Here is a 25,190-nt window from a genome sequence, read left to right as displayed (position 1 = left end):
CATTCTCGCCCTTTGCATCGGAGCTTATATGAGATGTTACCTGAACCGCAACTGAATGCCGCATTCATGCCACAATCGGTTTCGGCGTCGGATGAGCGCAGCTTGCGTTGTCTGCAGGCCCACCCGAATATCGGCGCAACTCAGCCCGGATCGGGCTTGCGGCCCTTGCGCTTCATCTTGGCCAGCCGCTCCCGCTCTGCCGCAGCTTCCGCCTCCAGCCTCTGGCGCTCGGCGAATTCGGCCTCGATCTTGTCGTCGTCGATCGGCCAGGCCTCGTGCTTCTTCGTTTCGACCACGGCGCGCGGCGTCGAGGGTATCTCGATCCGCTCCTCCTCGAAGATATCGAAGATGGCGAAGCGGATGTCGTTCTGCACGACGCTGCCGTTCATGATGTCGGCGACGAACACGCGGATTTCGAATTCGAGCGCGGCCGCCCCGAAATTGGCGAAGAGAACGAACGGCTCGGGATTCTTCAGCACCATCGGATGGGCGCGCGCAATGTCCATCAGGATGGCATGGACGCGCTTGACGTCGCTGCCATAGGCGACGCCGACCTTGATGTCGATGCGCCCGAGCTTGTTGCGATGCGTCCAGTTGCCGACCGCATTGTTGATCAGGTTCGAGTTGGGCAGGATCACCGCCTGGCGCTGGAAGGTCTCGATCTCGGTGGCGCGCACGCTGATCTTGCGTACCGTGCCGCTGACGTCGCCCGCGACGATCCAGTCGCCGACCTTGAACGGACGCTCGGCAAGCAGGATCAGGCCCGAAACGAAATTCGACACGACGTTCTGCAGGCCGAAGCCGATACCCAGCGAAAGCGCGCCGGCAACCAGCGCGAGATTGGAAAGATCGATGCCCGCGGCCGAGATGCCGACCAGGCCGGCAATCGCCACGCCGGCATAGCCGACGCCAAGCCGGATCGAATTGCGCACGCCGGCATCGACCTTGCCGCGCGCCATCACCGAGCCATCCAGCCAGCCCTGGAACCAGCGCGTCAGGAAATAGCCGATGACGAAGACCACGATACCGCTGAGGATGCCGAGGAAGGAGATGGTCACCGAACCGATCGAGACCCCTGTCGCCAGCTTGTAGGCCCAGGCCTCGATGTCGCCGGGCTGGAAGCCCCACATCAAAAGGATCAGCGGCAGGAACACCAGCACGATCATCAGGTTGATGGCGATGCTGACCACCAGGCCGAGCTGGTCGAGGGCGGTATCCTCGTAGCTGGAATTTTCCGAAAGCCATCGCCCGACCGAAGTGTCGGCGAAACCACCCTCCTCCCCGATCGCACGTGCCGACAGGAAGCCGATATAGGCCGTCACCAGAACGGTGCCCGTCACCACGACCTGGAACGAGACGAAAAGTGCCAGGCCGATATAGCCGAGCAGTGCCGCCGCGATGGTGAACAGGCCGAGTCCGATGGCGATGAAACGAAGCCAGGCCGGCCAGGGGCGCCATGAGCCGTCGGCGGCCCTGAAAGGCCGCAGCAACCCCATCAGGATGAGGATGACGCCGACGATGATGGTGGCGACAAAGCCCCTGGCGATCGTCAGCGAAAGCGGCGAACCCATCTTCTCGTTGACGACCGACAGGAAGTAATTGAACCCGAGCACCAGCGCCATGGCCGTCGTCAGCCCGACGAGCCAGCGCGCGGGACCGGTCGCGACTGGGATCAGCCGCCAGTTGGGCAGGCGCGGTTCGAGCGCGGCGTTGGTCAGCCGGTTGACGCAGAACACCATGCCGATCACCGTCAGCAAGGCATTGAGGAACGTGCCGATATCGCCCCGCAGCACATTGTAATAATTGAAGAAGAACACCGCCGAGGCGAAGAAGACGCCGAGCGCCAGGGTCGGCAGCAGCGTCGACCAGAAGGCCACCGACAGGCGGCTGAGATAGGACGGATCCTCGACGGTCGGGTCGGCCTCGAATATGCGGCCGAACAGGCGCCTGCCGCCGATCAACAGCACCGCCGCCAGCGCCAGGGCCATCAGCGTCGCCGCGAGGATCGCCTGGAACTTGAACCTGACGGCGAAGCTCAGCCACGACGACACCGACTTGTAGAGGCCCGAGAACTGGTCGTGCGCGTCGGAAAAGGCCTGCGGGCTCAGCGCCTCGGTCAGGTCATAGTGCTTGGTGATGACGCTGCGGAAAAGCTCGCTGCGCATGACGGCGATCTTGTCGACCAGCCCGTTGACGCGGATCGACAGGTTTTGCGCGCTGGCGACGACCGCGTTGATCTGAGCCTTTTCCGAGGAGAGCGCGCTGCGCTCGTTGTTGACGATCGCCGGCTCGGCAGGTTGCCCCTGTGCCGGTGGCAAGCCGAGCACCTCGACGCGGTTGTTGATGTCGGTGAGGCGCTGCCGGAATGCCAGCGCGCTGTTCAGCGCCGCCCGCGAAATATCCTCGAGCTGCAACCGGATGTCGACCAGCCCCGCATCGTCCTCATCGGGGTCGCCTAATTTCTTCTCCAGGCCGTCGGTCTTGGCCGTCAGGTCCTGGATGGCCTTGGTCTGGTCGGCGATGAGCTGCGACGAGCCATGGCCGATCGCCTGCGCCGACGCCTCCAGCGCCGGCTGCCCGAAGACAGCGACGATGACGACGACCAGGATCAGGCGCAGCAGGCGGAAGAACATGAGTTGTTGGCGACTCGCGGTCGAAAAATCCTCGAAATTTCCGCCCTTGATAAAGACCGACATATCGGGCGGCAAGCCGTCCCGACCGCATCGGCGGGAGTCGGCCTGTCGAAAAGCGATGGCGCAATCTTGGCTTTGCGCTTCCCGCCTGCTCTATAGTCTGCCGCTCGCATCATAAGGACGATAGGAAGAATGGCGGAATATTCAGCCTTCTCGCTGCTCAAGAACGCTCTGACCGGCAACAAGGATTGGAAGCCCGCCTGGCGCAAGCCGGACCCCAAGGCTTCCTATGACGTGATCGTCATCGGCGGCGGCGGCCACGGCCTCTCGACCGCCTATTATCTTGCCAAGGAACACGGCATCACCAATGTCGCGGTGCTGGAAAAGGGCTGGCTCGGCTCCGGCAATGTCGGCCGCAACACCACGGCGGTGCGTTCCAACTATCTCTTGCCGCAGAACACCCGCTTCTACGAACATTCGATGAAGCTGTGGGAGAACCTTTCGCACGACCTCAACTACAACGTCATGTTCTCGCAGCGCGGCTGCCTCAACCTCGCGCATACACCCGCCCAGCTCGACGATTATGCCAGGCGCGGCAACGCCATGCGGCATCTCGGCGTCGACGCCGAGCTGATGAGCGTCGACCGGATCAAGCGGCTTGTGCCGGCGCTGGACGTCTCGGGTTCGGCGCGCTTCCCGGTTCTTGGCGGGCTGATGCAGCCGCGCGCCGGCACCGCCCGGCACGACGCGGTCGCGTGGGGCTATGCGCGCGGCGCCGACCGGCGCGGCGTCGACATCATCGAAAATTGCGAGGTTACCGGCTTCCTGCGCGACGGCGGCCGCATCACCGGCGTTTCGACGACGCGCGGCGAAATCCGCGCCAAGAAGGTCGCGCTTGCGGTTGCCGGCAGCACCGGCCAGGTCATGCAGCTTGCCGGCATTTCGCACATGCCGATCGAAAGCCACGTGCTCCAGGCCTTCGTCTCGGAATCGCTGAAGCCCATCGTCGACACCGTTCTCACCTTCGGCATGGGCCATTTCTACATTTCGCAATCCGACAAGGGCGGCCTCGTTTATGGCGGCGACCTCGATGGCTACAACAGCTACGCCCAGCGCGGCAGCCTGCCGATTGTCGACGAGGTGATGAGCGAAATGCTGGCGCTGTTCCCCGGCCTGGCCCGCGTGCGCATGCTGCGCTCCTGGGGCGGGCTGTGCGACATGACGATGGACGGTTCGCCAATCATCACCACCGGTCCGCTGCCGGGCATGTATCTCAATTGCGGCTGGTGCTACGGCGGCTTCAAGGCGACGCCCGCGTCGGGCTGGTGCTTTGCCTACACGATTGCCAAGGACGAGCCGCACGAGTTCAACGCGTCCTTCACGCTCGACCGCTTCTATCGTGGCCTGATCATCGACGACAAAGGCCAGGGCGCGAACCCGCGGCTGCATTAGGGTTTTGAAAGAGAATGCTTATCACCTGTCCCTATTGCGGGCCGCGCGACGTCATCGAATTCACCTACCAGGGCGACGGTAACCGCGAGCGGCCGCAGCCGGCCTCGCAGAACCTCGACGCCTGGAACGCCTATGTCTACGACCGGCTGAACCCGGCCGGTGATCACAACGAGATCTGGCAGCATTCCGGCGGCTGCCGCGCGCATCTGAGGGTCGTGCGCAACACCATCACGCATGAGATCCTGAGCACCGCCTTCGCTCGTGGCGGCCACAAGGCGGGGGGCCGATCGTGAGCCCTCGCCGCACGGAGACCGGCGGCCGGATCGACCGGCTGCGCACCATCCGCTTCACCTTCGACGGCGCGCCTTACACCGGCCATGCCGGCGACACGCTGGCCTCGGCGCTGCTCGCCAACGGCGTGACGCTGTTCGGCCGCTCCTTCAAATATCACCGCCCGCGCGGTCTGCTTGCCGCCGGCGTCGAGGAGCCGAACGCGCTGGTGACGGTGCTGCGCGGCGAAGTGCGCGAGCCGAACATCCCGGCCACCATGGTCGAGATCTATGACGGTCTCGTCGCCGTCAGCCAGAACCGCACGCCTTCGCTTGCCTGGGATGTAAGCGCGATCAACCAACTCGGCGGCAAGATCCTTTCGGCCGGCTTCTACTACAAGACCTTCATGGGGCCAGTGATCGGCCCGCTGAAGGGCACGCGCTTCTGGATGTTCTGCGAGCATTTCATCCGTCGCGCCGCCGGCCTCGGCAAGGCCGGCACCGCGCCCGATCCGGCGCGCTACGAGCGCATGAACGCTTTTTGCGACGTGCTGGTCGTCGGCTCCGGTCCGGCCGGCCTGATGGCGGCAAAAGCCGCCGCCGACCAGGGCGCCCGCGTCATCCTCGCCGATCTCGAAGCCAACTTCGGCGGCTCCGCCAACTGGTCGGGCGAAACCATCGACGACATGCCTGCCGCCGACTGGGCCCAGCGCACCGTTGGCCAGCTCGAAGGTAACGACAATGTCCGCCTTTTGCCGCGCACGACGGTGTGGGGTTATTACGACGGCAACACGCTGGCCGCGCTCGAACGCGTGACCGATCACAAGGAAGTGGCCGCCAAGGGTGAGCCGCGCCAGCGCTACTGGGCGATCCGCGCAGGCACCGTGGTTCTCGCCACCGGCTCCTTCGAGCGGCCGCTGGTGTTCCCGGGCAACGACCGTCCCGGCGTCATGCTGGCGCATGCGGCGGAACGCTACGCAGTTGAATATGGCGTGCTGCCGGGACAGCGCATCGCGCTCTTCACCAACAACGACAGCGCCTACCGCTCGGCCCTCGCCTTGAAGAAGGCCGGCGCCGCGATCGTTGCCATCGTCGATGTCCGAAGCGACGTCTCGAACGACATGCGCCGGCTGGCGAGCGAAGCCGAGGCCGAGCTGCTGGACGGCCATGCCGTGGTTGCGACCGAGGGCGGCAAGGGCCTCACCGGCCTCAAGGTGCAGCGCTTCGACGCCACGAGCGGTGCGCTGAGCGGCGACGAACGCAGCATCCATGCCGACAGCCTTCTGATGTCCGGCGGCTGGTCGCCGACCATCCATCTTGCCAGCCAGGCCGGAGCGAAGGCCGAATGGAACCCGGCCCGGCAGGCTTTCCTGCCACCGAAGCCGACGCAGCGCTGGCCAAATCAGCAATGGATTGGCGCCGGCGCCTTCACCGGCAGTTTTTCGACTGCTGAAGCCATCGCCGAAGGCCGCGCGGCCGGCCTTCAGGCGGCTGGCGGTGCAGCGTCATCCGCTCCCCTGCCCGTCGTCGAGGCGGCCCCCGGCGATCCCGACCCGGCGCCGGTCTTCGAGATCAAGGCCAAGGGCAAGAGCTTTGTCGACTTCCAGCACGACGTAACCGCCGAGGACGTGCGGCTGGCGCATCGCGAAGGCTTCGTCTCGGTCGAGCATCTGAAGCGCTACACCACGCTCGGCATGGCGACCGACCAAGGCAAGAACTCCAATGTGCCTGGCCTTGCCATCATGGCCGAGGCGCTCGGCAAGCCGATCCCCGAAGTCGGCACGACGCGCTTCCGCCCGCCTTACACGGCGGTGTCGATCGGCTCCTTGGCCGCCGAGCGCTTCGGCGACCTCAAGCCCGAACGACTGACGCCGATGCATGACTGGCACCTTGCCAATGGCGCGAGGATGTATTCGGCCGGCCTCTGGTACCGCCCGATGATCTACGGCCTTGCCGGCGAGACGGTCGAGCAGGCCTATGTCCGCGAAGCGAAAGCGACACGCGAAAGCGCCGGCATCGTCGACGTCTCGACACTGGGCAAGATCGCCGTGCAAGGGCCCGACGCGGCCGAGTTCCTCGACCGCGTCTACACCAACATGTTTTCCACACTCGCGGTCGGCAAGGCCCGCTACGGCCTGATGCTGCGCGAGGACGGGCTTGCCTTCGACGACGGCACCACCTGGCGGCTTGGCGAGCAGGAATTCCTGATGACCACCACCACCGCCAATGCCGGCAAGGTGATGCAGCATCTGGAATATTTCCTCGACGTCATCTGGCCGGAGCTGAAGGTCACCGTCACCTCCGTCACCGACGAATGGGCGGGCGCGGCGATCGGCGGACCGAACGCGCGCGCCATCCTTGCCTCCTGCGTCACCGGCACCGCCGTCGACAACGCCAGCCTGCCCTTCATGGGCATCGTCCATGGCCGGATCGCCGGCGTTCCGGTGATGATCTGCCGGCTGTCCTTCTCCGGCGAAATGGCGTTCGAGGTCTATTCCGGCGCCGGCTACGGCACCCGCGTCTGGGAAGCCTTGATCGAGGCCGGCAAGCCTTTCGGCCTGGTCACCTACGGGCTCGAGGCGCTGGGCACGATGCGCATCGAGAAGGGCCATGTCACCGGCGCCGAGATCGACGGCCGCACCACCGCGCGCGATCTCCATCTCGACTGGATGCTGTCGAAGAAGAAGCCCTTCATCGGCTCGGCCATGATGGACCGTGAAGGCCTGATCGCGCCCGACCGGCTCGAACTGGTCGGCCTGATCGCCCTTGACAACCGGCCGCTCAACGGCGGCGGACACATCGTCGAGGAACTGGACGAGGCCAATCCGCACGACTCGCTCGGCCACATCACCGCCTGCTGCTATTCGCCGGCGCTGGGCAAATATGTCGCGCTGGCCCTGGTCAAGAGCGGCAAGGCGCGTCACGGGACCCGCGCGTTCGTCTCGGATCCGCTGCGCAACCGGTTCGGGCCGATCGAGATCGTCTCCAACCACTTCTACGATCCGGACGGGAGCCGCATGCATGGCTGAGCACCAGTTGCCCGAACGCCAATCGCCGCTCGAGCCGGACTATCATCCGGGCTCTCACGGCAATTTCGAACATGGCGTCGATGTCATCCTGTCCGAGACGCGGCCGGGCTCGATCCTGCAACTCGCCGCATGGCCGGGCGAAGAGAAGCGGCTGATCGAAATTGTCCGCAAGGTCACCGGGCTCGCGCTGCCCGACGGCGCCGGCGGTGGCGCGAGCAACAGTGCCCGCGCCGTTTTCGGCTTCGCACCGGGGAAATTCACCGTGGTGGACGAGGCCGAAGGCCTGGCTCAGGCCTTTGCCGGATCGATCACGCCGGCCATCGGCACACTGACGGACCTTTCGCACGGCCGCACCGCGATCCGCATCGCCGGCCCGAAGGCCGAATGGGTAATGGCGAAATTCTTCGCCATCGACTTCGCCTTGCCGGCCTTCCCGCTCGGCGCTGGACGTTCGACCAACCATCACGACGTCTTCGCGCAGATCCAGCGCACAGGCGCCGACCAGTTCGACATCTACGTCTTTCGCTCTTTCGCGCGCTCGTTCTGGAAGGCTTTGTGCCACGCCTCGGAGGAGGTCGGTTACGAAGTGCAATAGCCCGGCGCGGCAAGATCAGGAATGGTCCAGCCGGCATCTGGCACTACGGACGATTACAACTGCTGCTTGAGCGTTGGGCCAGCAGGGACGATAGATAGGAATCATCGGCGTTTGCTAGGGCAAATGTCCGCTCAGGCAACCAGTTCGACCATACTCTTCCATGACTGTTGAGACTTCGGCGACGGCCACGACCCGCTTTGCCCCGGCGGGCGGTCCGTCGATGCTGTTGCCGGCGACCGTCGCCTGCGGCGTGTTCATGACCAGCCTCGACCAGAATGTCGTGGTTACCGCGCTGCCCGGCATCGGCGAGAGCCTCGATCGCCCGCCAAGCCAGCTTGGCCTGCTGATCACGGTCTACGTCGCGAGCCTCATCGTCACCATGCCGCTCGGCGGCTGGTTGGCCGACCGCTTCGGCCTGCGCAACGTCTATTGCTTCGCGCTGCTCGTCTTTGCTGGCGCCTCGGCCCTGTGCGGCCTTTCGGAAAACATCTGGATGCTGGTCGGCTCGCGCGCCTTGCAAGGCTGCGGCGGCGCGTTGATGGGCACGCTTGGCCAGGTCGTGATCCTGTCGAGCTTCCCGCGCGACCGCACGCTGAAGATCAACATGTATATCTCGCTGGCCGGCCAATCCGGGCCGCTTGTCGGCCCGCTCGTCGGCGGCGCGCTCACCACTTACGTCTCCTGGCGCTGGATCTTCTACATCAACATCCCGATCGCGCTGACCGCCGCGATGCTGGCCGCCTCCATGTTTCCCACGACGACCAAGCCGGTCCGCACGCCGTTCGATTTTCCGGGCTTCCTGCTCGTCAGCAGCGGCATGGGGCTGCTGGTCTTCGGCATGGATTCGCTTGCCGCCAAGGATGCCGCAAGCAGTCTCATCGGCATCGAGCTTGGCCTAGCGATCGTCATCCTGGCGGTTGCCGCCTTCTATTGCCTGCGCGCCCGCAACCCGCTGCTCGATCTCAACCTGCTGCGCATCCGCACCTTCCGCATCTCCTTCCTCACCGGCGGCGCCCTCGACACGATCGGCCTGAGCTCGGTGGTTTTCCTGCTGCCGCTGATGTTCCAGCTCGGCTTCGGCATGAGCGCCGTGCAGGCCGGATCGCTGACCTTCGTCGCCGCGATCGGGTCGTTGATGATGCGCTTCTTCATGCCGCGCCTGTTGAACCGCTTCGGTTTCAGGCGCGTGCTGGTCACCAACACGCCGATCGTCGCTTTGCTGGTCGCGGGCTTTGCCCTGATGCAGGAGAGCCTGCCGGCCTGGATCGTCCTGGCCTACATCTTTGCCTTCGGCGTCTTCCGTTCCGTGCAATGGGCCTCGACCGGCAACCTTTCCTATTCCGACATCGCGCCGGAGCAACTCGCGCGCTTCAGCGCGCTCTATTACATCTTGTGGCAGCTTGCGGTGGCGATCAGCGTCGGCCTCGCCGCTGCGCTGCTGTCGCTGCTTGCCGGCGGCGGCAAGGCCAGCGTCAACGACTATCGCATCCTGTTCGTCATCGAAGGGCTGATCACGCTTTGCGCGCTGTCGGCTTATCTCAGGCTGACGCCGCAGGACGGCGCCCATGTCAGCGGGCACGGCGCGCATATGAGCACCGATTAGCCGACCGAGAAACTCGGCGCCATTATTCCGCGAAGCTTACCCAGTCCTCGAGCGGCGCGCGGTCGGTGCGGAACTCGTTTTCGGGCTTCGACGTGTCCTCATAGCCGAACGCCATGCCGCAGACGACAATCTCCTCGTCGGGAATACCGAGCACCGGCCTGATCTGGCGGTGATAGGGCGCGAAGGCCGCCTGCGGACAGGTATGCAGCCCCCTGCCCCGCGCCGCCACCATGATGTTCTGCAGGAACATGCCGTAGTCGATCCACGACCCCTGGTTCAATCTCCGGTCGATCGTGAAGATCATGCCGACCGGCGCGTCGAAGAAGATGAAGTTGCGGTCGTGCTGGGCGCGCATCCTGTCGACCTCGCGGCGGCCGATGCCCAGCACGCCATAGAGCCCGAAGCCGTTGGCGCGGCGGCGCGTGAGGTATGGTTCGAAGAACTGGTCGGGATAGTAGCGGTACTCGTCCCACTCCGCCTTTTCGGCGCGGATGCCGGAATTGAGGATGGCGTCGCTGATGCGCTGCTTGACCTCGCCCTTGGTCACATAGACGCGCCAGGGCTGCATGTTGGTGCCGGACGGCGCGCGCGCGGCGACGGCCAGGATCGCGCGGATCGTGTCGTCATCGACCATATCGGGCAGGAAGGCGCGCACCGACCGGCGCGACATGATCGCCTCATCGACGATCTCCGCATCCGACGCGATCCGGATGTTCTTCTCAAGCATGGGTCGTCCCTTTCGGCATGGCCAGAAACCCGCAACCCGGTTTCCTTAACGACCATCCGCAGACTATAAGCTAAAACTGGTCCCCGACCGGACGCCCCACTCGCCGCTCGTGCGCGAGCCTTTGCATCAACCGCCGAAAACGCGCAAGCAAATCTTGTGGCCTATGAAAATCTCCTTGATTTTTTCATGATTTTACCCTCTCATGAAATTTATCCAGATTTTTTCACGAGAAACCTTTGACCCCGACCGCGACCAAATCGGAGCAGGACAATGGTGACCGGCTGCTGGCCGGCGACATCCGTGCGCTCCGCAAGGCGCGCGGCCTCACGCTTGCTGAAATCGCGCTCAAGTTAGGCCGTTCGGTCGGTTGGGTCAGCCAGGTCGAGCGCGGCCTCTCGGTTCCTTCGCTCGGCGACCTCAGAGCATTCGCCAGCCTCTTCGATGTTCCGATCAGCCTGTTCTTCAGCCATGATGTCCCTGTCGAGCAGGAGCGCGGCGTGGTCGTGCGCGCCGGCAGCCGCCGTTCGCTTGGCACAAGTGAATCCGGCCTGGTGGAGGAGCTTCTGTCGCCCGACCTCGGCGGTAGCTTCGAGATGCTGCGCTCGGTCTTCGCGCCGGGCGCGGAGCTGAAGACCGAAGCGCGCCGCCCGACGGAAGAAGCAGGCTATGTCGCGTCGGGCACGTTCGAGATCGAGATCGACCGCGTCTGGCATCGTCTCGGCGAAGGCGATTCGTTCCGCTTCGAGGGCAAGCCGTTCCGCTGGCGCAATCCTGGCGTCGAGGCAGCGGTCGTCATTTGGGTGGTTTCACCGCCTGTCTATTGAACATTGCATGCCGCCCAAAAGTGCCCAGCGGTTTTGGGACATCGGCAAGCATCAACAGGAAGCAAAGCGCGACGTATCGCGCTTTGAGTTGGAGGAAGAACATGGCGGGTTTGCCGACCTCGGCACGCGTGGTGATCATCGGAGGCGGTGTCGTCGGCTGCTCATCGCTCTACCACCTTTGCAAGGCCGGCTGGACCGATTGCGTGCTTCTGGAAAAGAACGAGCTGACTTCCGGCTCGACCTGGCATGCCGCCGGCAACGTGCCGACCTTTTCCTCGTCGTGGTCGCTGATGAACATGCAGCGCTATTCGACCGAGCTTTACCGGGGTCTGGCCGAAGCGGTCGACTATCCGATGAACTACCATGTCACCGGCTCGCTCCGGCTTGCTCATAGCAATGAGCGCATGCAGGAATTCCAGCGCGCCAAGGGCATGGGCCGCTACCAAGGCATGGACATCGACGTCGTCGGCCTCGACGAGATCAAGCGCCGCTACCCCTTCATCGAGACGCATGAGCTGAAGGGTGCGCTCTACGATCCGAGCGACGGCGACATCGACCCGGCGCAGCTGACCCAGGCGCTCGCCAAGGGCGCGCGCGACATGGGCGCGAAAATCATCCGTTTCTGCCCGGTCACCGGCGTGCGCCGCGAGAATGGCGAATGGGTGGTTACCACCCCACAGGGCGAAATCCGCTGCGAGATCGTCATCAACGCGGCCGGCTACCGCGCCGCCGAGGTTGGAAAAATGTTCGGCCGCGAAGTGCCGATGATGGTGATGAGCCATCAGTACATATTGTTCGAGGAAATCCCCGAACTCGCCGCATGGTCGAAGGAACAGGGCAAGAAACTGCCGTTGCTGCGCGACGTCGACACCTCCTACTACCTGCGCCAGGAAAAGACCGGCATGAATCTCGGCCCCTATGAGCGCGATTGCCGCGCGCATTGGGCGGCCCACAACGATCCGATGCCGGAGGATTTTTCTTTCCAGCTTTTCCCCGACGATCTCGACCGCCTCGAGCACTACCTCGCCGATGCCGTGGCTCGCGTGCCGATCCTCGGCACCGCTGGCCTCTCCAAGGTGATCAACGGGCCGATCCCCTACGCGCCGGACGGCAACCCGCTGATCGGGCCGATGCCCGGCGTGCCGAATGCCTTCGAGGCCTGCGTCTTCACCTTCGGCATCGCGCAAGGCGGCGGCGCCGGCAAGGTGCTGGCCGAGTGGGTCACCGAGGGCCAGACCGAATGGGACATGTGGTCCTGCGATCCGCGCCGGTTCACGAGCTTTGCCTCGGCCCCCGACTATTGCGTCGCCAAGGGCATGGAAATCTATGGCAACGAATACGCCATCCAGTTCCCGCGTCATGCCTGGCCCGAAGGGCGCAACCGCAAGCTTTCGCTGCTGCATGAGCGCATCAAGGCGCTGGGCGGCCAGTTCGACGCCTATAATGGCTGGGAGCGCGCCACCTGGTATGCGAAGCCCGGCGACGACACATCGGAAGATGCCACCCTCACCTTCCGCCGCGAAGGTCCGTGGCACCGCGCGGTGCGCGAGGAATGCCTCGCCGTACGCGACGCCGCCGGCATCCTCGATCTGCCCGGCTTCTCGCGTTTCAACCTCGAAGGCCCCGGTGCGGCTGACTGGCTGGCAAGGCAGGTCACCGGCCTGGTGCCGAAGCCCGGCCGCATCGGCCTCGTCTATTTCGCCGACGACAAGGGCCGCATCGTCACCGAAATGTCGGTGGTACGCCATGGCGAGGACCAGATGACGTTGATCACCGCGGCGGTCGCGCAGTGGCACGATTTCGAATGGCTGAAGTCGCGCATGCCGGCCGCAGCCTTCACGCTGACCGATCGGACGGAGGAATACTCGACCCAGATCCTCGCCGGACCGAACTCGCGCAAGATCTTGGCCGACGTCTGCGACGCGGATCTCTCGCTGCCCTGGCTGACGCATCAGGAAACGACCATCGCCGGACGCCGGGCGAAACTGGTGCGCGTCTCCTTCGCCGGCGAGCTTGGCTGGGAGATCCACACCAAGGTCGCCGACACGACGGCCGTCTTCGACGCCGTCTGGACTGCAGGCCAGAAGCACGGGCTGAAACCCTTCGGCATGTATGCGCTGGATTCGCTGCGGCTGGAGAAAGGCTACCGCGCCTGGAAGGGCGATCTCTCGACCGACTATTCGATCCTGCAGGGCGGCCTGGAGCGCTTCGTCAAATGGGACAAGCCCGACTTCCGCGGCAAGGCGGCTTTGCTCAATGAAAAGCAGCAGGGCACGAAGAAGCGTTTCGTCACGCTGGTCGTCGAAAATCCCGGCGATTGCGACGCGCCCTATATGTCGACGCTGTGGCACGGCGGCAGCATCGTCGGCGAGACGACGTCGGGCGGCTGGGGCCACCGCGTCGGCAAGTCGATTGCGCTTGGCATGCTGCGCGCCGATCTCACGCAACCGGGCACGGCCATCGAAATCGAAATTTTTGGCGATCGCTTCAAAGCCATCGTCCAGAACGATGAACCGCTGTGGGATCCGAAGAACGAGAGGTTGCGGGCATGACCTCCGTCATCCTCACCGATGGCGGCATGGGCCAGGAACTGGTTCGGCGCAGCAGGTCCGAGCCGACGCCGTTGTGGTCGGCCAGGGTACTGATCGACGAACCGGACCTGGTGCGCGACCTGCACGCGGAATTCATCCGTGCCGGCGCACGTGTCATCACCATCAACACCTATTCGGCAACGCCGGAACGCCTGGCGCGCGAGGGCGCCGAAGATCTATTCAAACCGTTGCAGAAGCGCGGCATCGAACTGGCGAGGCAGGCCCGCGACGAAGCGGGCGACGCAGCCATCGCCGGCTGCCTGTCGCCTCTGTTCGGAAGCTACGCGCCGGCGCTGACCATCTCCTTCGAGGACACGCTCGATATCTATCGCCGCATCGTCGCCGAGCAGGCCGACAGCGTCGATCTGTTCCTGTGCGAGACGATGGCTTCCGCCGACGAGGCGCGGGCAGCGGTCACCGCGGCCTCGGAAAGCGGCAAGCCCGTATGGGTGTCCTGGACGCTCGCCGATCATGGCCCGCCGCGCCTGCGCAGCGGCGAAACCATTGCTGCCGCCGTCAACGCTCTCGACGACCTGCCGGTCGCGGCCCGGCTGCTCAACTGCTGCCGGCCCGAAGCCATCGCCGCCGCCTTGCCCGAACTCGTTGCCCTGGGGGGACAGGTGGGTGCCTATGCCAACGGCTTCACTTCGGTCGAGGCATTGAAGCATGGCGGGACGGTGGACGTGCTGCACGCCCGCCATGATCTCGATCCGCAAGCCTATGCCGACCAGGCCATCGGCTGGGTCGATGCCGGCGCCGGCATTGTCGGCGGCTGCTGCGAGGTCGGCCCCGCCCATATCGCCGCCCTGCGCGACAAGCTCACGCGGGCCGGCCACCAGATTTCGGGAGTTTCCTGATGCCAAAGCCGTCAAAGCGCATTACTGCCATCGTGCCTTCCGGCAAGGATGGTTGGGAGGTTCATTTCGCCGCCTGGAATCGGAAGCAGGCCGGCGAAGACATCATCGTGCTCTCGGTCGGCGACCATGATTTCGACACGCCGTCTGAAACGATCGAGGCTTGCGTGACCGCCGTGCGCGGCAGCAACCATCACTACACGCCGCTGCCCGGCCTGCCGCGCCTGCGTAAGGCGATGGCCGCCGCCGCGACCGCTTGCGCCGGCATCCTCACGGAACCCGACGAGGTCATCGCCACGCCTGGCGGCCAGGCAGCGCTTTACGCTGCCGTGCAGGGCGTGCTCGACCCTGGCGACCACGCCATCGTCGTCGCGCCCTATTACGCCACCTATCCCAACACCTTCAGCGCCGCGGGCGCCAGCTTCACCGTGGTCGAGACGCCCGCCGAAGATGGATTCCAACCCCGCGCGGAGATGATCCGCGCCGCGCTCAAGCCCAACACCCGCGCCATCCTGATCAACACGCCGAACAATCCGACGGGCGCCGTCTACTCGCGCGAACGGCTCGAGCAACTGGCTGAAATCTGCAAGGAGCATGATCTCTGGCTGCTGTCGGACGAGGTCTATTGGACGCTTGGCGGCGGCGAGCATATCTCGCCGCGTTCGCTGCCCGGCATGGCCGAGCGCACGCTGGTCATCAACTCCATGTCGAAAAGCCACGGCATGACCGGTTGGCGCATGGGCTGGCTGACTGGGCCGAAAGCGATGATCGCGCTGATGACCGACCTCAATCTGGTCACGACCTATGGCCTGCCGGCCTTCATTTCGATCGCCTGCGCCGAGGCGTTGGAGAACCACTATGGCGTGAAGGACATCGCCGAACGCTATGCCGCGCGACGCACCGTCTTCCTCGATGCCATACGCGGCGCCAACGAAGTCACCGTGCGCGGCTCCGAAGGCGGCATGTACATCATGCTCGATGTCTCTGCCGTCGAGCCCGACGACGAGAAATTCGCCTGGGCGCTGCTCGACAAGGAAAAGGTCGGCGTCATGCCCGGATCGAGCTTCGGCGAGGCCGCGGCCGGGCACATCCGCATCAGCCTCTGCCAGCCCGAACCCATCCTCAAGGAAGCAGCGCTTCGCGTGCGCCGCTTCGCCTCCAACTACCGCCGCGAGGCAGCATGACCAAGGCCATCCCCAGTAAGGCCCGCGCCGTCATCATCGGCGGCGGCGTCTCCGGCTGCTCGGTCGCCTATCACCTAGCCAAGCTCGGCTGGACCGACATTGTACTCTTGGAGCGCAAGCAGCTCACCAGCGGCACCACCTGGCATGCGGCCGGACTGATCGGCCAATTGCGCGGCTCGCAGAACATGACGCGGCTGGCGAAATACTCGGCCGACCTCTACGTCAAGCTCGAAGCCGAGACCGAGGTCGGCACCGGCATGCGCCAGGTCGGCTCGATCACCGTCGCGCTGACCGAAGAGCGCAAGCACGAGATATATCGGCAGGCATCGCTCGCCCGCGCCTTCGATGTCGACGTGCGCGAGATTTCGCCGAGCGAAGTCAAGGAGATGTACCCGCATCTCAATGTCTCGGACGTGGTCGGCGCGGTGCATTTGCCGCTCGACGGCCAGTGCGATCCGGCCAACATCGCCATGGCGCTGGCCAAGGGCGCGCGCCAGCGCGGCGCGACAATCATGGAGAACGTCAAGGTCACCAAGGTCCACACCAGGAACGGCCGCGTCTCCGGCATCTCCTGGGCGCAGGGCGAAGAGCAAGGCACGATCGAAACCGACATCGTCGTCAACTGCGCCGGCATGTGGGCGCGCGAGCTTGGCCGGCAGAACGGCGTCACCATCCCGCTGCATGCCTGCGAGCATTTCTATCTCGTCACCGAGCCGATCCCCGGCCTGTCCCGCCTGCCGGTGCTGCGTGTCCCGGACGAGTGCGCCTACTACAAGGAGGACGCCGGCAAGATGATGCTCGGCGCCTTCGAGCCGGTGGCGAAGCCCTGGGGCATGGACGGCATCCGCGAGGATTTCTGCTTCGATCAGTTGCCCGAGGACATGGATCATTTCGAGCCGATCCTCGAAATGGGCGTCAACCGCATGCCGATGCTGGGCACCGCCGGCATCCACACCTTCTTCAACGGTCCAGAGAGTTTTACCCCCGACGATCGCTACTATCTCGGCGAGGCGCCGGAACTTGCCGGCTACTGGATGGCGACCGGCTACAATTCGATCGGCATCGTCTCCTCGGGCGGCGCCGGCATGGCGCTGGCGCAATGGATCAACGACGGCGAGGCGCCCTTCGACCTTTGGGAAGTCGACATCCGCCGCGCCCAGCCCTTCCAGAAGAACCGCCGCTATCTCAAGGAGCGCGTGTCGGAAACGCTCGGCCTGCTCTACGCCGACCATTTCCCCTATCGCCAGATGGCGACCTCGCGCGGTGTGCGCCGCTCGCCTTTGCATGAACATTTGAAGGCGCGCGGCGCCGTCTTCGGCGAGGTGGCGGGCTGGGAGCGCGCCAACTGGTTCGCGCGTGACGGCCAGGAGCGCGAATACCGCTATTCCTGGAAGCGGCAGAACTGGTTCGACAACCAGCGCGACGAGCATCAGGCCGTGCGCAACGGCGTCGGCCTGTTCGACATGACCTCCTTCGGCAAGATCCGCGTCGAGGGCCGCGATGCCTGTACCTCCCTGCAACGGCTCTGCGCCAACGACTTGGACGTGGCTCCGGGCAAGATCGTCTACACGCAGATGCTCAATGCCAAGGGCGGCATCGAGAGCGACCTCACCGTGACGCGACTTTCCGAAACAGCTTATTTCCTCGTCGTGCCGGGCGCCACCTTGCAGCGCGACCTTGCCTGGCTGCGCAAGCATGTCGCCGACGAATTCGTCGTCATCACCGACGTGACCGCCGCCGAAGCCGTCATCTGCCTGATGGGACCGGAAGCGCGAAACCTGATCCGGAAGGTCAGCCCGAACGATTTTTCCAACGAAGCCAATCCGTTTGGCACTTTCCAGGAGATCGAGATCGGCATGGGCCTCGCCCGGGCGCATCGCGTCACCTATGTCGGCGAGCTCGGCTGGGAACTCTACGTCTCGACGGAGCAGGCCGCCCATGTCTTCGAGGCGATCGCTGAAGCCGGCGCCGATGTCGGCCTGAAGCTTTGCGGCTTGCATACGCTCGATTCCTGTCGCATCGAAAAGGCCTTCCGCCATTTCGGCCACGACATCACCGACGAGGACAATGTGCTGGAGGCCGGCCTGGGCTTTGCCGTCAAGACGAGCAAAGCCGGCTTTATCGGCCGCGACGCGGTGCTCAGGAAGAAGGAAGCCGGCCTGTCACGCCGGCTGGTGCAGTTCCGCCTGAAAGACCCCGAGCCCCTGCTCTTCCACAACGAAGCGATCCTGCGCGACGGCAAGATCGTCGGCCCGATCACCTCCGGCAATTACGGCCACCATCTCGGCGGCGCGATCGGCCTGGGTTACGTGCCGTGCGAGGGCGAAAGCGAGGCGGACGTGCTTGCCTCATCCTACGAGGTCGAGATCGCCGGCGAGCGCTTCGCGGCGGAGGCATCGCTGAAGCCGATGTATGATCCAAAGGCGGAGCGGGTAAGGATGTAGCGCCACCTTCCCTTCGCCCCGTTTACGGGGAGAAGGTGCCCGAAGGGCGGATGAGGGGTAAGCGCCAAGTTCTGCAAGTGAAGCGCCGCTCCTCATCTGCCTGCCGGCATCTTCTCCCCGTTGAACGGGGAGAAGGACGCTAATCTTAAAACCGCTCCAGCCTCGCCCTCACTTTGCCCAAAAACGCCGCCCGGCTCTTCGGCGTCGAGGCGTCCATCAGATAATGCGCCAGGAAAAACGTCCTGCAGCGCGTGGCGCAGAGCGCCCGCATGCCGCGCAGGATGGTCTTGCGGCCGGGCTGGCCAACGACCACGCTCCACCAGGTCGGCGCGCCGCAAGTGGTGATGACGCCGACCTTGGTGACATGCGTCATCAGCGACTTGATGCGGCCCTTTCCGGCCGGCAGCTGGAAGGCGATGTCGGTCGCCCAGACCCGGTCGAACCAGCCCTTCAGCATCGCCGGCAGGCCGTACCACCAGGTCGGATAGATGAAGAGGATCGCCTGCGCCCATTTCAGATGCTCGAAATGCGGCTTGAGCGCCGGGTCTTCCGGCGCCCGGTCGTTGTAGAAGCGCCGCTCCTCGCAGCTCATCACCGGGTCGAAATTCTCGGCATAAAGATCGAGCAATCTTACATCGCAACCCTTTGCCTTCAGCACCTCGACGGCAGTATCGCGGATCGCCGCGCAATAGCTCTCCGGCACCGGATGGCAATAGACCACCAGCACGCGCATCAGAAAGCGTCCATCGTCGCCGAGACCTTCGTCATGAAGGCGTCGCGCGTCTCGTCGGTGGAGAGGTTCATCGAATAATGCGCGAGATAGGAGACGGAAGCGCCGGGCTTGATCGTGGCCCGCAGCATGCGCTTGACGATCTTGCGCGGCGGGTCGCCCATCAGCATGGCGCGAAAACGGCTGCCGCCATAGGTGGTGATGGCCGCCATTTTACGGATATTGTGCAGCGTCGGCCGCACCTTGCCGTCGACCAGCTTGAACGACACGCCGGGCAGGAAGACCCGGTCGAAAAAGCCCTTCAGGATCGCCGGATAACCGTAATTCCAGACCGGGAAAGACAGCACCAGCGCTTCTGCATTCCGCAGCCTTTCGACATAGGGGGCGACCGCGTCGTCCGGCCCGCGCGGGTCGTGGTAGCCGAGCCGCTCGGCGCGCGTCAGCCGCGGATCGAAATCCTCTGCGTAGAGGTCGCAATCGTCGACAGCATGACCCGCCGCGGCGAGCCGCTCGACGATCGTCCGGTGCAGGCCGGCGTTGAAGCTGGTCTCCACCGGATGCGCGAAGAGCACGAGGATCTTCACGGGACAACGTCCCGAACGTCAGCGCGAGGCACCCCCCTCTGCCCTGCCGGGCATCTCCCCCGCAAGGGGGGAGATCGGACTGCCGCATCGCTTTCGCCAATTATCAGCGTGGCAGGTTGGCCGCAGCGCTCAAGCTGCCAATCTCCCCCCTTGCGGGGGAGATTTCCGGTAGGACAGAGGGGGGTGTTCAAGCGCAAACCTCTCCTCACCCGGCTCCCTGCAGCCCCTTGAACAGGAACGGCTTGCCGGAGCGGTAGTCGTAGCCGGGATTCTCCCAGGCGATCATCTTGCCCGGGTTGAGGAGGCCTTGCGGATCGGTATCGCGCTTGAAGGCAAGCTGCACGTCATCGGTCCGCTTCATGCCGCCTTCCTCCAGCGTGTAGCGGTGCGGGTTAAAAATCCAGCAGCCATTGTCCTCATGGATGCGAATGATCTCGTCGAGCCTTTCTTCTGTGGTGTAGCGCACCAGCGGCAGGCCTGCGACGCCGATGGCGCCGTCGAAGCGGATGAATTCCAAATGCGCCGGCACCTCGTCGCCGAAACGGTCGACCATCGCCTTGACATGGGCGAGATGGTCCGGCGACGGATAGCGCGTCTGCAGATAGGTGATCGTCGGATCGACCCGGATCGCCCGCAGCGTCGTGTGGTTCCAGGTCAGCTCATAGGCCGGCGGCAGCCCCTTGATATCGGCCCCCTGGTCGGCCCGGAACACGATCTCGCCTTTGCCGCTGCGCACGAATGCGACAAAGGCGTCCATCGCGTGCGGCGCGATCATGCATATCACGATGCTCTGCTCGCGCCGGAAGAATTTCTGGTGCCGTTTGAAATAGTCGTAAGGGATGGGCGCGGCGATCGGTGTGATCAGCTTGGCCAAAATGCCGTCCTGAACGGCGAGATCGTTTCCGAAACCGGCCGCATCCATGAAATCGTCGAAGCCGACGATGACATCGATCCAATCGTAAGAGGCCGTCAGCGGCATCTCGACCTCGGTGATGATGCCGTTGGTACCATAGGCGTGCATGACCTTGAGCACGTCCTCGCCGGTCAGTTCCATGACGCGCGGCTCGGCCTCCATTGTCACGGTCCGCAGGCGAATGACGTTGCCGAGGTCGCGCAAGCCGCCCCAGCGGATCGAGCCGACGCCGCCCGAACCGCCGGCGACGAAGCCGCCGATCGAAGCCGTGTTGTAGGTGGAAGGCGACATGCGCAGCTCCTGCCCGGAATGCGCCCGCGTCGCCTTGTCGATGTCGGCGAGCACGGCGCCAGGCCCAGTCACCACGCGCCCCGGCGCGATCGTCTTGATCTCGTTCATCTCGGCAAGGTTGAGCACCACGCCGCCCGACAGCGGCATCGCCTGCCCGTAATTGCCGGTGCCGCTGCCGCGCGGCGTCACCGGGACGCCGTGCTTGTGGCACGCGGCAAGCACGCGAATGACTTCGTCCTCGTTCTTCGGCGTGACGATCAGGTCGCCGGTGACATGGTCGAGCTGCGCCTTCAGCACCGGGCTGTACCAGTAGAAGTCGCGGCTCTTCTGCTGGACGATGGCCGGATGGTCGTCGACCTTGAACCCGTCGAGATCGCGCTTCAGCACTGCGATATCCATCATCCCACCATCAGTTCGTCGAGTTCGGCATAGTCGGGCAGTTGGCGTTCGATCGCCCTGCCCTCGCGTACCACGATGCGATCCGATTCGGGCCGCGACAGCAATTCGGTCCAGCTGCGGCCCTTGAAGACGATGAAGTCGGCGCTGCCTCCGGCAGCGAGCACGCCGGCGCCGTCGAGCCGCATCACCTCGGCCGGCGTCGCCGCCACCGCCCTAGGCCAGTCGCCGACCGGATGATCGAAATGCAGGATGCGAGTCGCCATGCGGTAGACTTCCAGCATGTCGAGATCGCCGTAAGCGTAGAACGGGTCGCGTGTGTTATCGGATGCGACCGCCGCCTTGATGCCGCGCGCCTTCATCTCGTGCAGCAGCGTCACGCCGCGCCAGCGCGGCGTCGTTTCGTTGTTGCGGCGATCCTGCAGATAGAGGTTGCACATTGGCAGCGACACAACGGCGAGCCCTGCCTTGGCAACCTTATCCAGCGTGTCGAGCACCTCAAGGTCAGGCTGGCGTGCCAGCGAACAGCAATGGCCGACCAGGATGTTGCCCTCAAAACCGTTCCACAGCGAAGCCTCGGCGATCTTCTTCAAAGAGATCGCCGCGACATCGTCGGTTTCGTCGGCATGGAAATCGAGATCGAGCCCATGCTTGATCGCCTGGGCGAAAACCTGGTCGAGCAGTTCCTCGAGATCGGGCACCATATAGGTGACGACGCCAAGCACCCCCTTGGCCGCGGCGACGCGTTTCGCCAATTTCTCGAACCATTTCTTGTCGCGCACGCCTTCGATGCCGAGCAGGCAGGCCGCCTGCAGATCGATCCTGCCGCGCCATCTCTCCCGCATCGTTTCGAATACCGGCCAGGAGATCTCCTCTTGCGGCGGCACGCTGTCGAGATGCGTGCGCACGGCCTTGGTGCCATGCGCATAGGCTGAGCGCAGCGAGAAATCCATGCGGCGCGCGACGTCCTCGGCGCTCCAGCGCGCGGCGCGATCGGCGCCGGTGGCATTGAGCGCGCCCATGAAGGTGCCGTCGGGATTGGGCTTTCGCGGCCAGATATGGCCCTTGTCGATATGGGTGTGGCAGTCGACGAAGCAGGGCAGCACGATCCGGCCGGCGAGGTCGATCGCGTCGGCCGGGAGCTTCGATTTGCCATGCGAGCCAATGCTGGAGATCTTGCCGTCGGCGACAGATATCTCGGCAAGCGCGAAGCCGTCGCTGTCGAAGGCTGCGGCGAGGCCGGGCGTCAGCGATGCATGCAGCCGGACATTGGCAAGCCGGTATGACGCTTTGTCCGGAATCAACTGCAGCTCCCTTGGGTGACGAGACGAACCACCCTAGCGCTCCTGCTTCAGCGCGCTCTCGTGCCAGCGGCGCAGGATGAGATGCGACACCAGCGACAGCACCAGGAAGATCAATATGCCGGTCAGCGAGATCAGGATCAGCGCCGCGAACAGGCGCGGCGCGTTGAGCCGGTAGCCGGCCTCGATGATGCGCGATGCAAGCCCGGACGACTGCCCCTGCGCGCCGGCGACGAATTCGGCCACCACCGCGCCGATCAGCGACAGGCCCCCGGCGATCTTCAGCCCGCCGAGGAAATAGGGCATCGCCGCCGGCAGGCGCAGATAGCGCAATTGCTGCCAGCGCGTCGCGCCGTTGAGCTCGAACAGGTCGCGCAGGTTCCGGTCGACCGAATTCAGGCCGAGCGTGGTGTTCGACAGGATCGGGAAGAAAGCGACGATCCAGGCGCAGAGCAGCAGTTTGACGGTCTGGTTGTTCACATAGATGTTGATCAGCGGGAAGATGGCGACGATCGGCGTCACCTGCAGCACGATGGCGAAGGGGAAGAACGACATCTCCACCCATTTCGATTGCGCGAACAGCACCGCCAGCCCGACGCCGCCGATCACGGCGAGAGCCAAGCTGAGGAAGGTGATCCTGAGCGTCACCAAGAGCGACGAGAACAACAGGCCCGCATCATTGTGCAGCGTCTGCAGCACCACTCCCGGCCGCGGCAGGATATATTGCGGGATCTCGTTCCAGACGCAGATGCGATCCCACAGCACGATCGCCAACACCATAATCGCCAGCGGCAGCACCCATCTGCCGATGCGCTCCAGCCGCTCCTGGCGGGCGCGGCGCGCCTCTTCCGGATCGAGCTTCAGCGTAGCGTCTTCAATGGCCGTCATGGCGCGGTCCGGCGGTTGAGTTGATGGCGTTCACCAGCACGTCCGAGGCCTGCCGGCAAAGCGCGGCATAGTCCGGCGAGGTCCGGAACGCTTCGTCACGCGGATAAGGCGCATCGACGGCGAGTTCGCCGAAGACGCGGCCCGGACGCGCGGCCATGACGACGACGCGGCTGGACAGGAACACGCTTTCGAACACGCTGTGGGTGACGAAGACGACGGTGAAGCGCTCGTCCTGCCAAAGCTCCAAGAGATCATTGTTGAGCTTGAAGCGGGTGATCTCGTCGAGCGCGGCGAAGGGCTCGTCCATCAGAAGGATGCGCGGCTTGGTCACCATGGCCCGCGCGATCGAGACGCGCATCTTCATGCCGCCCGAAAGCTCGCGCGGCACGGCGTTCTCGAAGCCGGTGAGATGGACGCGCGACAGCATCTCCATCACGGCCGGCTCCGCCTTGGCGCGCGACACGCCCTTCAGCCTGAGCGGCAGCCAGACATTGTCGAAGACGCTGGCCCAGGGCAACAGCGTCGGCTCCTGGAAGACGAAGCCGGTGTTCGAGCGGTCGATCGAGCCGCGCCAGTCGAGCTGGCCGGAGGTCGGCGTCGACAGGCCGGCGATCAGCCTGAGCGCCGTCGACTTGCCGCAGCCGGAGGGGCCGAGCAGGCTTAGGAAATCACCCTCGCGGATCGTAAGGTCGACCTTGCTCAGCGCCGTCACGCCGTTGGAAAAGACCTTGCCGACATTGCGCAGGGCAAGCAGCATCGGGGTCTCTCCCGATGCCGCCGGCGTCTCAGCCACTTTCTCCTGGATCATCTCAGGCAGGCCGCCTTACTTCTTCAGCTCCAGCCCGATACCCTTGTTGATGAAGGCCAGCGTATAGGCCTTCTTGATGTCGATGCCCGGCTGCGCGACTTTGGCCTTGACCATCTTGTCGTAGAAGCTTTGGATGCGGGCTTCGTTCATCGTGCCGATGCCGAGCTTTTCGGAATCGCCCGAATCGACGACGCCGAACTTCTTCATCTGCTCGATCGAGAAGGCGATCTGCTCATCCGTCATGTCCGGATTGTCCTTCTTGATCATATCGTTGGCGGCCTTGTTGTCACCGTAGAGATACTTGTACCACCCCTTGGCCGAGCCATCGACGAAGCACTGCACAACCTCCGGCCGCTTGTCGATCGTATCCTGCATCACCTCGATGGTGGTCGAATACGTATCCCAGCCATAGTCGGCGAGCAGGAACTGGTTCGGCACGAAGCCGCCCGCCTTCTGCACCGCGAACGGCTCGGACGTCACATAGCCCTGCTGGATCGACTTCTTGTTGGCGATGAAGGGCGCCGGATTGAACGTATAGGGCACGCGCTTGGCGGCATCGAAGCCGAGATCTGTGACCATCCACTGGAAGAAGGTCTGCGCACCCTCGTCGCCCATGATGTACTGGTCGGCGCTCTTCAGGTCCTCCCACTTGTCGAGCCCCTGCCCCGGCTGGGACATGATGACCTGCGGATCCTTCTGGAAGTCGGACGCGACGACACGCATCGGAATGCCCTGCTGCACCGCGTCGAAGGCCGAAAGCAGATTGCCGCCCATATAGAAATCGATCTTGCCGGCAAGCAGCATCGGCCGGCCGCTGACCTGCGGGCCGCCCTGCATGATGGTGACGTCGAGGCCGCAGGCGGCATAGGTGCCGTCGGCAACGGCTTGGTAGTAGCCGCCATGCTCCGGCTCGGCCAGCCAGTTGGTGCCGAACGTCACCTTCTCGTTCGCGGCCGCGCTCAGTGTGCCCGCCACCAGCAAGGCGATCGAGCCCGCCAGGACCTTCCCATTTCCGATCATAAAACTCACCCTCTCTTGGCTCCGGCGCGCAACGCGCTGGGCTCGATACCATTG

19 protein-coding genes are annotated in these 25,190 nt (G+C 64.5%); 10 read left to right on the top strand and 9 right to left on the bottom strand.

The annotated features are described in order from the left end of the window. Positions 1–140 precede the first annotated feature (140 nt). Positions 141–2,633, bottom strand: a complete 2,493-nt coding sequence (locus FJ424_RS17455; RefSeq protein ID WP_140653559.1) for a mechanosensitive ion channel family protein — start codon at positions 2,631–2,633, stop codon at positions 141–143. 192 nt (positions 2,634–2,825) lie between these two features. Between FJ424_RS17455 and FJ424_RS17450 the strand changes: the two genes are divergently transcribed. The 5 genes from FJ424_RS17450 to FJ424_RS17430 all read left to right on the top strand — a co-directional run bounded on the left by FJ424_RS17450 (position 2,826) and on the right by FJ424_RS17430 (position 9,581). Further along, complete coding sequence (locus FJ424_RS17450) at positions 2,826–4,085, top strand: sarcosine oxidase subunit beta (protein ID WP_140646632.1); 1,260 nt, start codon at positions 2,826–2,828, stop codon at positions 4,083–4,085. 14 nt (positions 4,086–4,099) lie between these two features. Next, positions 4,100–4,378, top strand: a complete 279-nt coding sequence (locus FJ424_RS17445; protein ID WP_140646633.1) for a sarcosine oxidase subunit delta — start codon at positions 4,100–4,102, stop codon at positions 4,376–4,378. Next, positions 4,375–7,383 (top strand): sarcosine oxidase subunit alpha, encoded by a 3,009-nt coding sequence (locus tag FJ424_RS17440; protein ID WP_140653560.1) that lies wholly within the window; start codon positions 4,375–4,377, stop codon positions 7,381–7,383. The genes FJ424_RS17445 and FJ424_RS17440 overlap by 4 nt, the downstream gene beginning before the upstream one ends. 7 nt (positions 7,384–7,390) lie before the next feature. Further along, a complete protein-coding gene (locus tag FJ424_RS17435) occupies positions 7,391–7,978 on the top strand; it encodes a sarcosine oxidase subunit gamma (RefSeq protein ID WP_140653658.1) in 588 nt (195 codons plus the stop codon). Between the two features lie 160 nt (positions 7,979–8,138). After that, on the top strand, positions 8,139–9,581 hold the full coding sequence (locus FJ424_RS17430) for an MFS transporter (RefSeq protein WP_140653562.1): 1,443 nt from the start codon (positions 8,139–8,141) through the stop codon (positions 9,579–9,581). Between the two features lie 22 nt (positions 9,582–9,603). Here the strand turns inward: FJ424_RS17430 and FJ424_RS17425 are convergent, their stop codons facing one another. Further along, positions 9,604–10,308 carry a nitroreductase gene (locus FJ424_RS17425; RefSeq protein WP_140653564.1) on the bottom strand — a complete coding sequence of 235 codons (705 nt, stop codon included), beginning with the start codon at positions 10,306–10,308 and terminating at the stop codon, positions 9,604–9,606. A 236-nt stretch (positions 10,309–10,544) separates the two neighbouring features. Between FJ424_RS17425 and FJ424_RS17420 the strand changes: the two genes are divergently transcribed. The 5 genes from FJ424_RS17420 (at position 10,545) to FJ424_RS17400 (ending at position 18,205) form a co-directional block, all read left to right on the top strand. Continuing rightward, positions 10,545–11,132 (top strand): XRE family transcriptional regulator, encoded by a 588-nt coding sequence (locus tag FJ424_RS17420; protein WP_246677274.1) that lies wholly within the window; start codon positions 10,545–10,547, stop codon positions 11,130–11,132. A gap of 101 nt (positions 11,133–11,233) precedes the next feature. Continuing rightward, on the top strand, positions 11,234–13,684 hold the full coding sequence (locus FJ424_RS17415; protein ID WP_140653566.1) for an FAD-dependent oxidoreductase: 2,451 nt from the start codon (positions 11,234–11,236) through the stop codon (positions 13,682–13,684). Then, entirely contained in the window at positions 13,681–14,580 is a 900-nt protein-coding gene (locus FJ424_RS17410; RefSeq protein WP_140653568.1) for a homocysteine S-methyltransferase family protein, read from the top strand. The genes FJ424_RS17415 and FJ424_RS17410 overlap by 4 nt, the downstream gene beginning before the upstream one ends. After that, a complete protein-coding gene (locus FJ424_RS17405) occupies positions 14,580–15,761 on the top strand; it encodes a pyridoxal phosphate-dependent aminotransferase (protein WP_140653570.1) in 1,182 nt (393 codons plus the stop codon). The genes FJ424_RS17410 and FJ424_RS17405 overlap by 1 nt, the downstream gene beginning before the upstream one ends. Next, positions 15,758–18,205, top strand: a complete 2,448-nt coding sequence (locus FJ424_RS17400) for an FAD-dependent oxidoreductase (protein WP_140653572.1) — start codon at positions 15,758–15,760, stop codon at positions 18,203–18,205. The genes FJ424_RS17405 and FJ424_RS17400 overlap by 4 nt, the downstream gene beginning before the upstream one ends. 145 nt (positions 18,206–18,350) lie before the next feature. Here FJ424_RS17400 and FJ424_RS17395 read toward each other — a convergent pair whose 3' ends face one another. The 7 genes from FJ424_RS17395 to FJ424_RS17360 all read right to left on the bottom strand — a co-directional run bounded on the left by FJ424_RS17395 (position 18,351) and on the right by FJ424_RS17360 (position 25,136). Next, positions 18,351–18,938 carry an NAD(P)H-dependent oxidoreductase gene (locus FJ424_RS17395; protein WP_140653574.1) on the bottom strand — a complete coding sequence of 196 codons (588 nt, stop codon included), beginning with the start codon at positions 18,936–18,938 and terminating at the stop codon, positions 18,351–18,353. After that, positions 18,938–19,519, bottom strand: coding sequence for an NAD(P)H-dependent oxidoreductase (locus FJ424_RS17390; RefSeq protein WP_140653576.1), 582 nt, complete (start codon positions 19,517–19,519; stop codon positions 18,938–18,940). The genes FJ424_RS17395 and FJ424_RS17390 overlap by 1 nt, the downstream gene beginning before the upstream one ends. A gap of 205 nt (positions 19,520–19,724) precedes the next feature. Next, entirely contained in the window at positions 19,725–21,122 is a 1,398-nt protein-coding gene (locus tag FJ424_RS17380; RefSeq protein ID WP_140653662.1) for an FAD-binding oxidoreductase, read from the bottom strand. Beyond that, complete coding sequence (locus FJ424_RS17375; protein ID WP_140653578.1) at positions 21,122–22,423, bottom strand: cytosine deaminase; 1,302 nt, start codon at positions 22,421–22,423, stop codon at positions 21,122–21,124. The genes FJ424_RS17380 and FJ424_RS17375 overlap by 1 nt, the downstream gene beginning before the upstream one ends. 33 nt (positions 22,424–22,456) lie before the next feature. Continuing rightward, complete coding sequence (locus tag FJ424_RS17370; RefSeq protein WP_140653580.1) at positions 22,457–23,308, bottom strand: ABC transporter permease; 852 nt, start codon at positions 23,306–23,308, stop codon at positions 22,457–22,459. Next, a complete protein-coding gene (locus FJ424_RS17365) occupies positions 23,295–24,116 on the bottom strand; it encodes an ABC transporter ATP-binding protein (protein ID WP_140653582.1) in 822 nt (273 codons plus the stop codon). Before FJ424_RS17365 ends, FJ424_RS17370 begins: the two co-directional genes overlap by 14 nt. A 15-nt stretch (positions 24,117–24,131) precedes the next feature. Further along, positions 24,132–25,136, bottom strand: a complete 1,005-nt coding sequence (locus FJ424_RS17360) for an ABC transporter substrate-binding protein (protein ID WP_140653584.1) — start codon at positions 25,134–25,136, stop codon at positions 24,132–24,134. Between the last annotated feature and the right edge of the window lie 54 nt (positions 25,137–25,190).

Origin of the sequence: Mesorhizobium sp. B3-1-8 (assembly GCF_006439495.1) — a bacterium.
Lineage (GTDB): Bacteria > Pseudomonadota > Alphaproteobacteria > Rhizobiales > Rhizobiaceae > Mesorhizobium.
This window is presented reverse-complemented; position numbering and strand designations above follow the sequence as displayed.

Coding starts and splice junctions, on each gene's coding strand:
- FJ424_RS17455 (WP_140653559.1), bottom strand. CDS start 2,633: ATGTTCTTCCGCCTGCTGCGCCTGATCCTGGTCGTCGTCATCGTCGCT.
- FJ424_RS17450 (WP_140646632.1), top strand. CDS start 2,826: ATGGCGGAATATTCAGCCTTCTCGCTGCTCAAGAACGCTCTGACCGGC.
- FJ424_RS17445 (WP_140646633.1), top strand. CDS start 4,100: ATGCTTATCACCTGTCCCTATTGCGGGCCGCGCGACGTCATCGAATTC.
- FJ424_RS17430 (WP_140653562.1), top strand. CDS start 8,139: ATGACTGTTGAGACTTCGGCGACGGCCACGACCCGCTTTGCCCCGGCG.
- FJ424_RS17425 (WP_140653564.1), bottom strand. CDS start 10,308: ATGCTTGAGAAGAACATCCGGATCGCGTCGGATGCGGAGATCGTCGAT.
- FJ424_RS17415 (WP_140653566.1), top strand. CDS start 11,234: ATGGCGGGTTTGCCGACCTCGGCACGCGTGGTGATCATCGGAGGCGGT.
- FJ424_RS17410 (WP_140653568.1), top strand. CDS start 13,681: ATGACCTCCGTCATCCTCACCGATGGCGGCATGGGCCAGGAACTGGTT.
- FJ424_RS17405 (WP_140653570.1), top strand. CDS start 14,580: ATGCCAAAGCCGTCAAAGCGCATTACTGCCATCGTGCCTTCCGGCAAG.
- FJ424_RS17400 (WP_140653572.1), top strand. CDS start 15,758: ATGACCAAGGCCATCCCCAGTAAGGCCCGCGCCGTCATCATCGGCGGC.
- FJ424_RS17395 (WP_140653574.1), bottom strand. CDS start 18,938: ATGCGCGTGCTGGTGGTCTATTGCCATCCGGTGCCGGAGAGCTATTGC.
- FJ424_RS17380 (WP_140653662.1), bottom strand. CDS start 21,122: ATGGATATCGCAGTGCTGAAGCGCGATCTCGACGGGTTCAAGGTCGAC.
- FJ424_RS17370 (WP_140653580.1), bottom strand. CDS start 23,308: ATGACGGCCATTGAAGACGCTACGCTGAAGCTCGATCCGGAAGAGGCG.
- FJ424_RS17365 (WP_140653582.1), bottom strand. CDS start 24,116: ATGATCCAGGAGAAAGTGGCTGAGACGCCGGCGGCATCGGGAGAGACC.
- FJ424_RS17360 (WP_140653584.1), bottom strand. CDS start 25,136: ATGATCGGAAATGGGAAGGTCCTGGCGGGCTCGATCGCCTTGCTGGTG.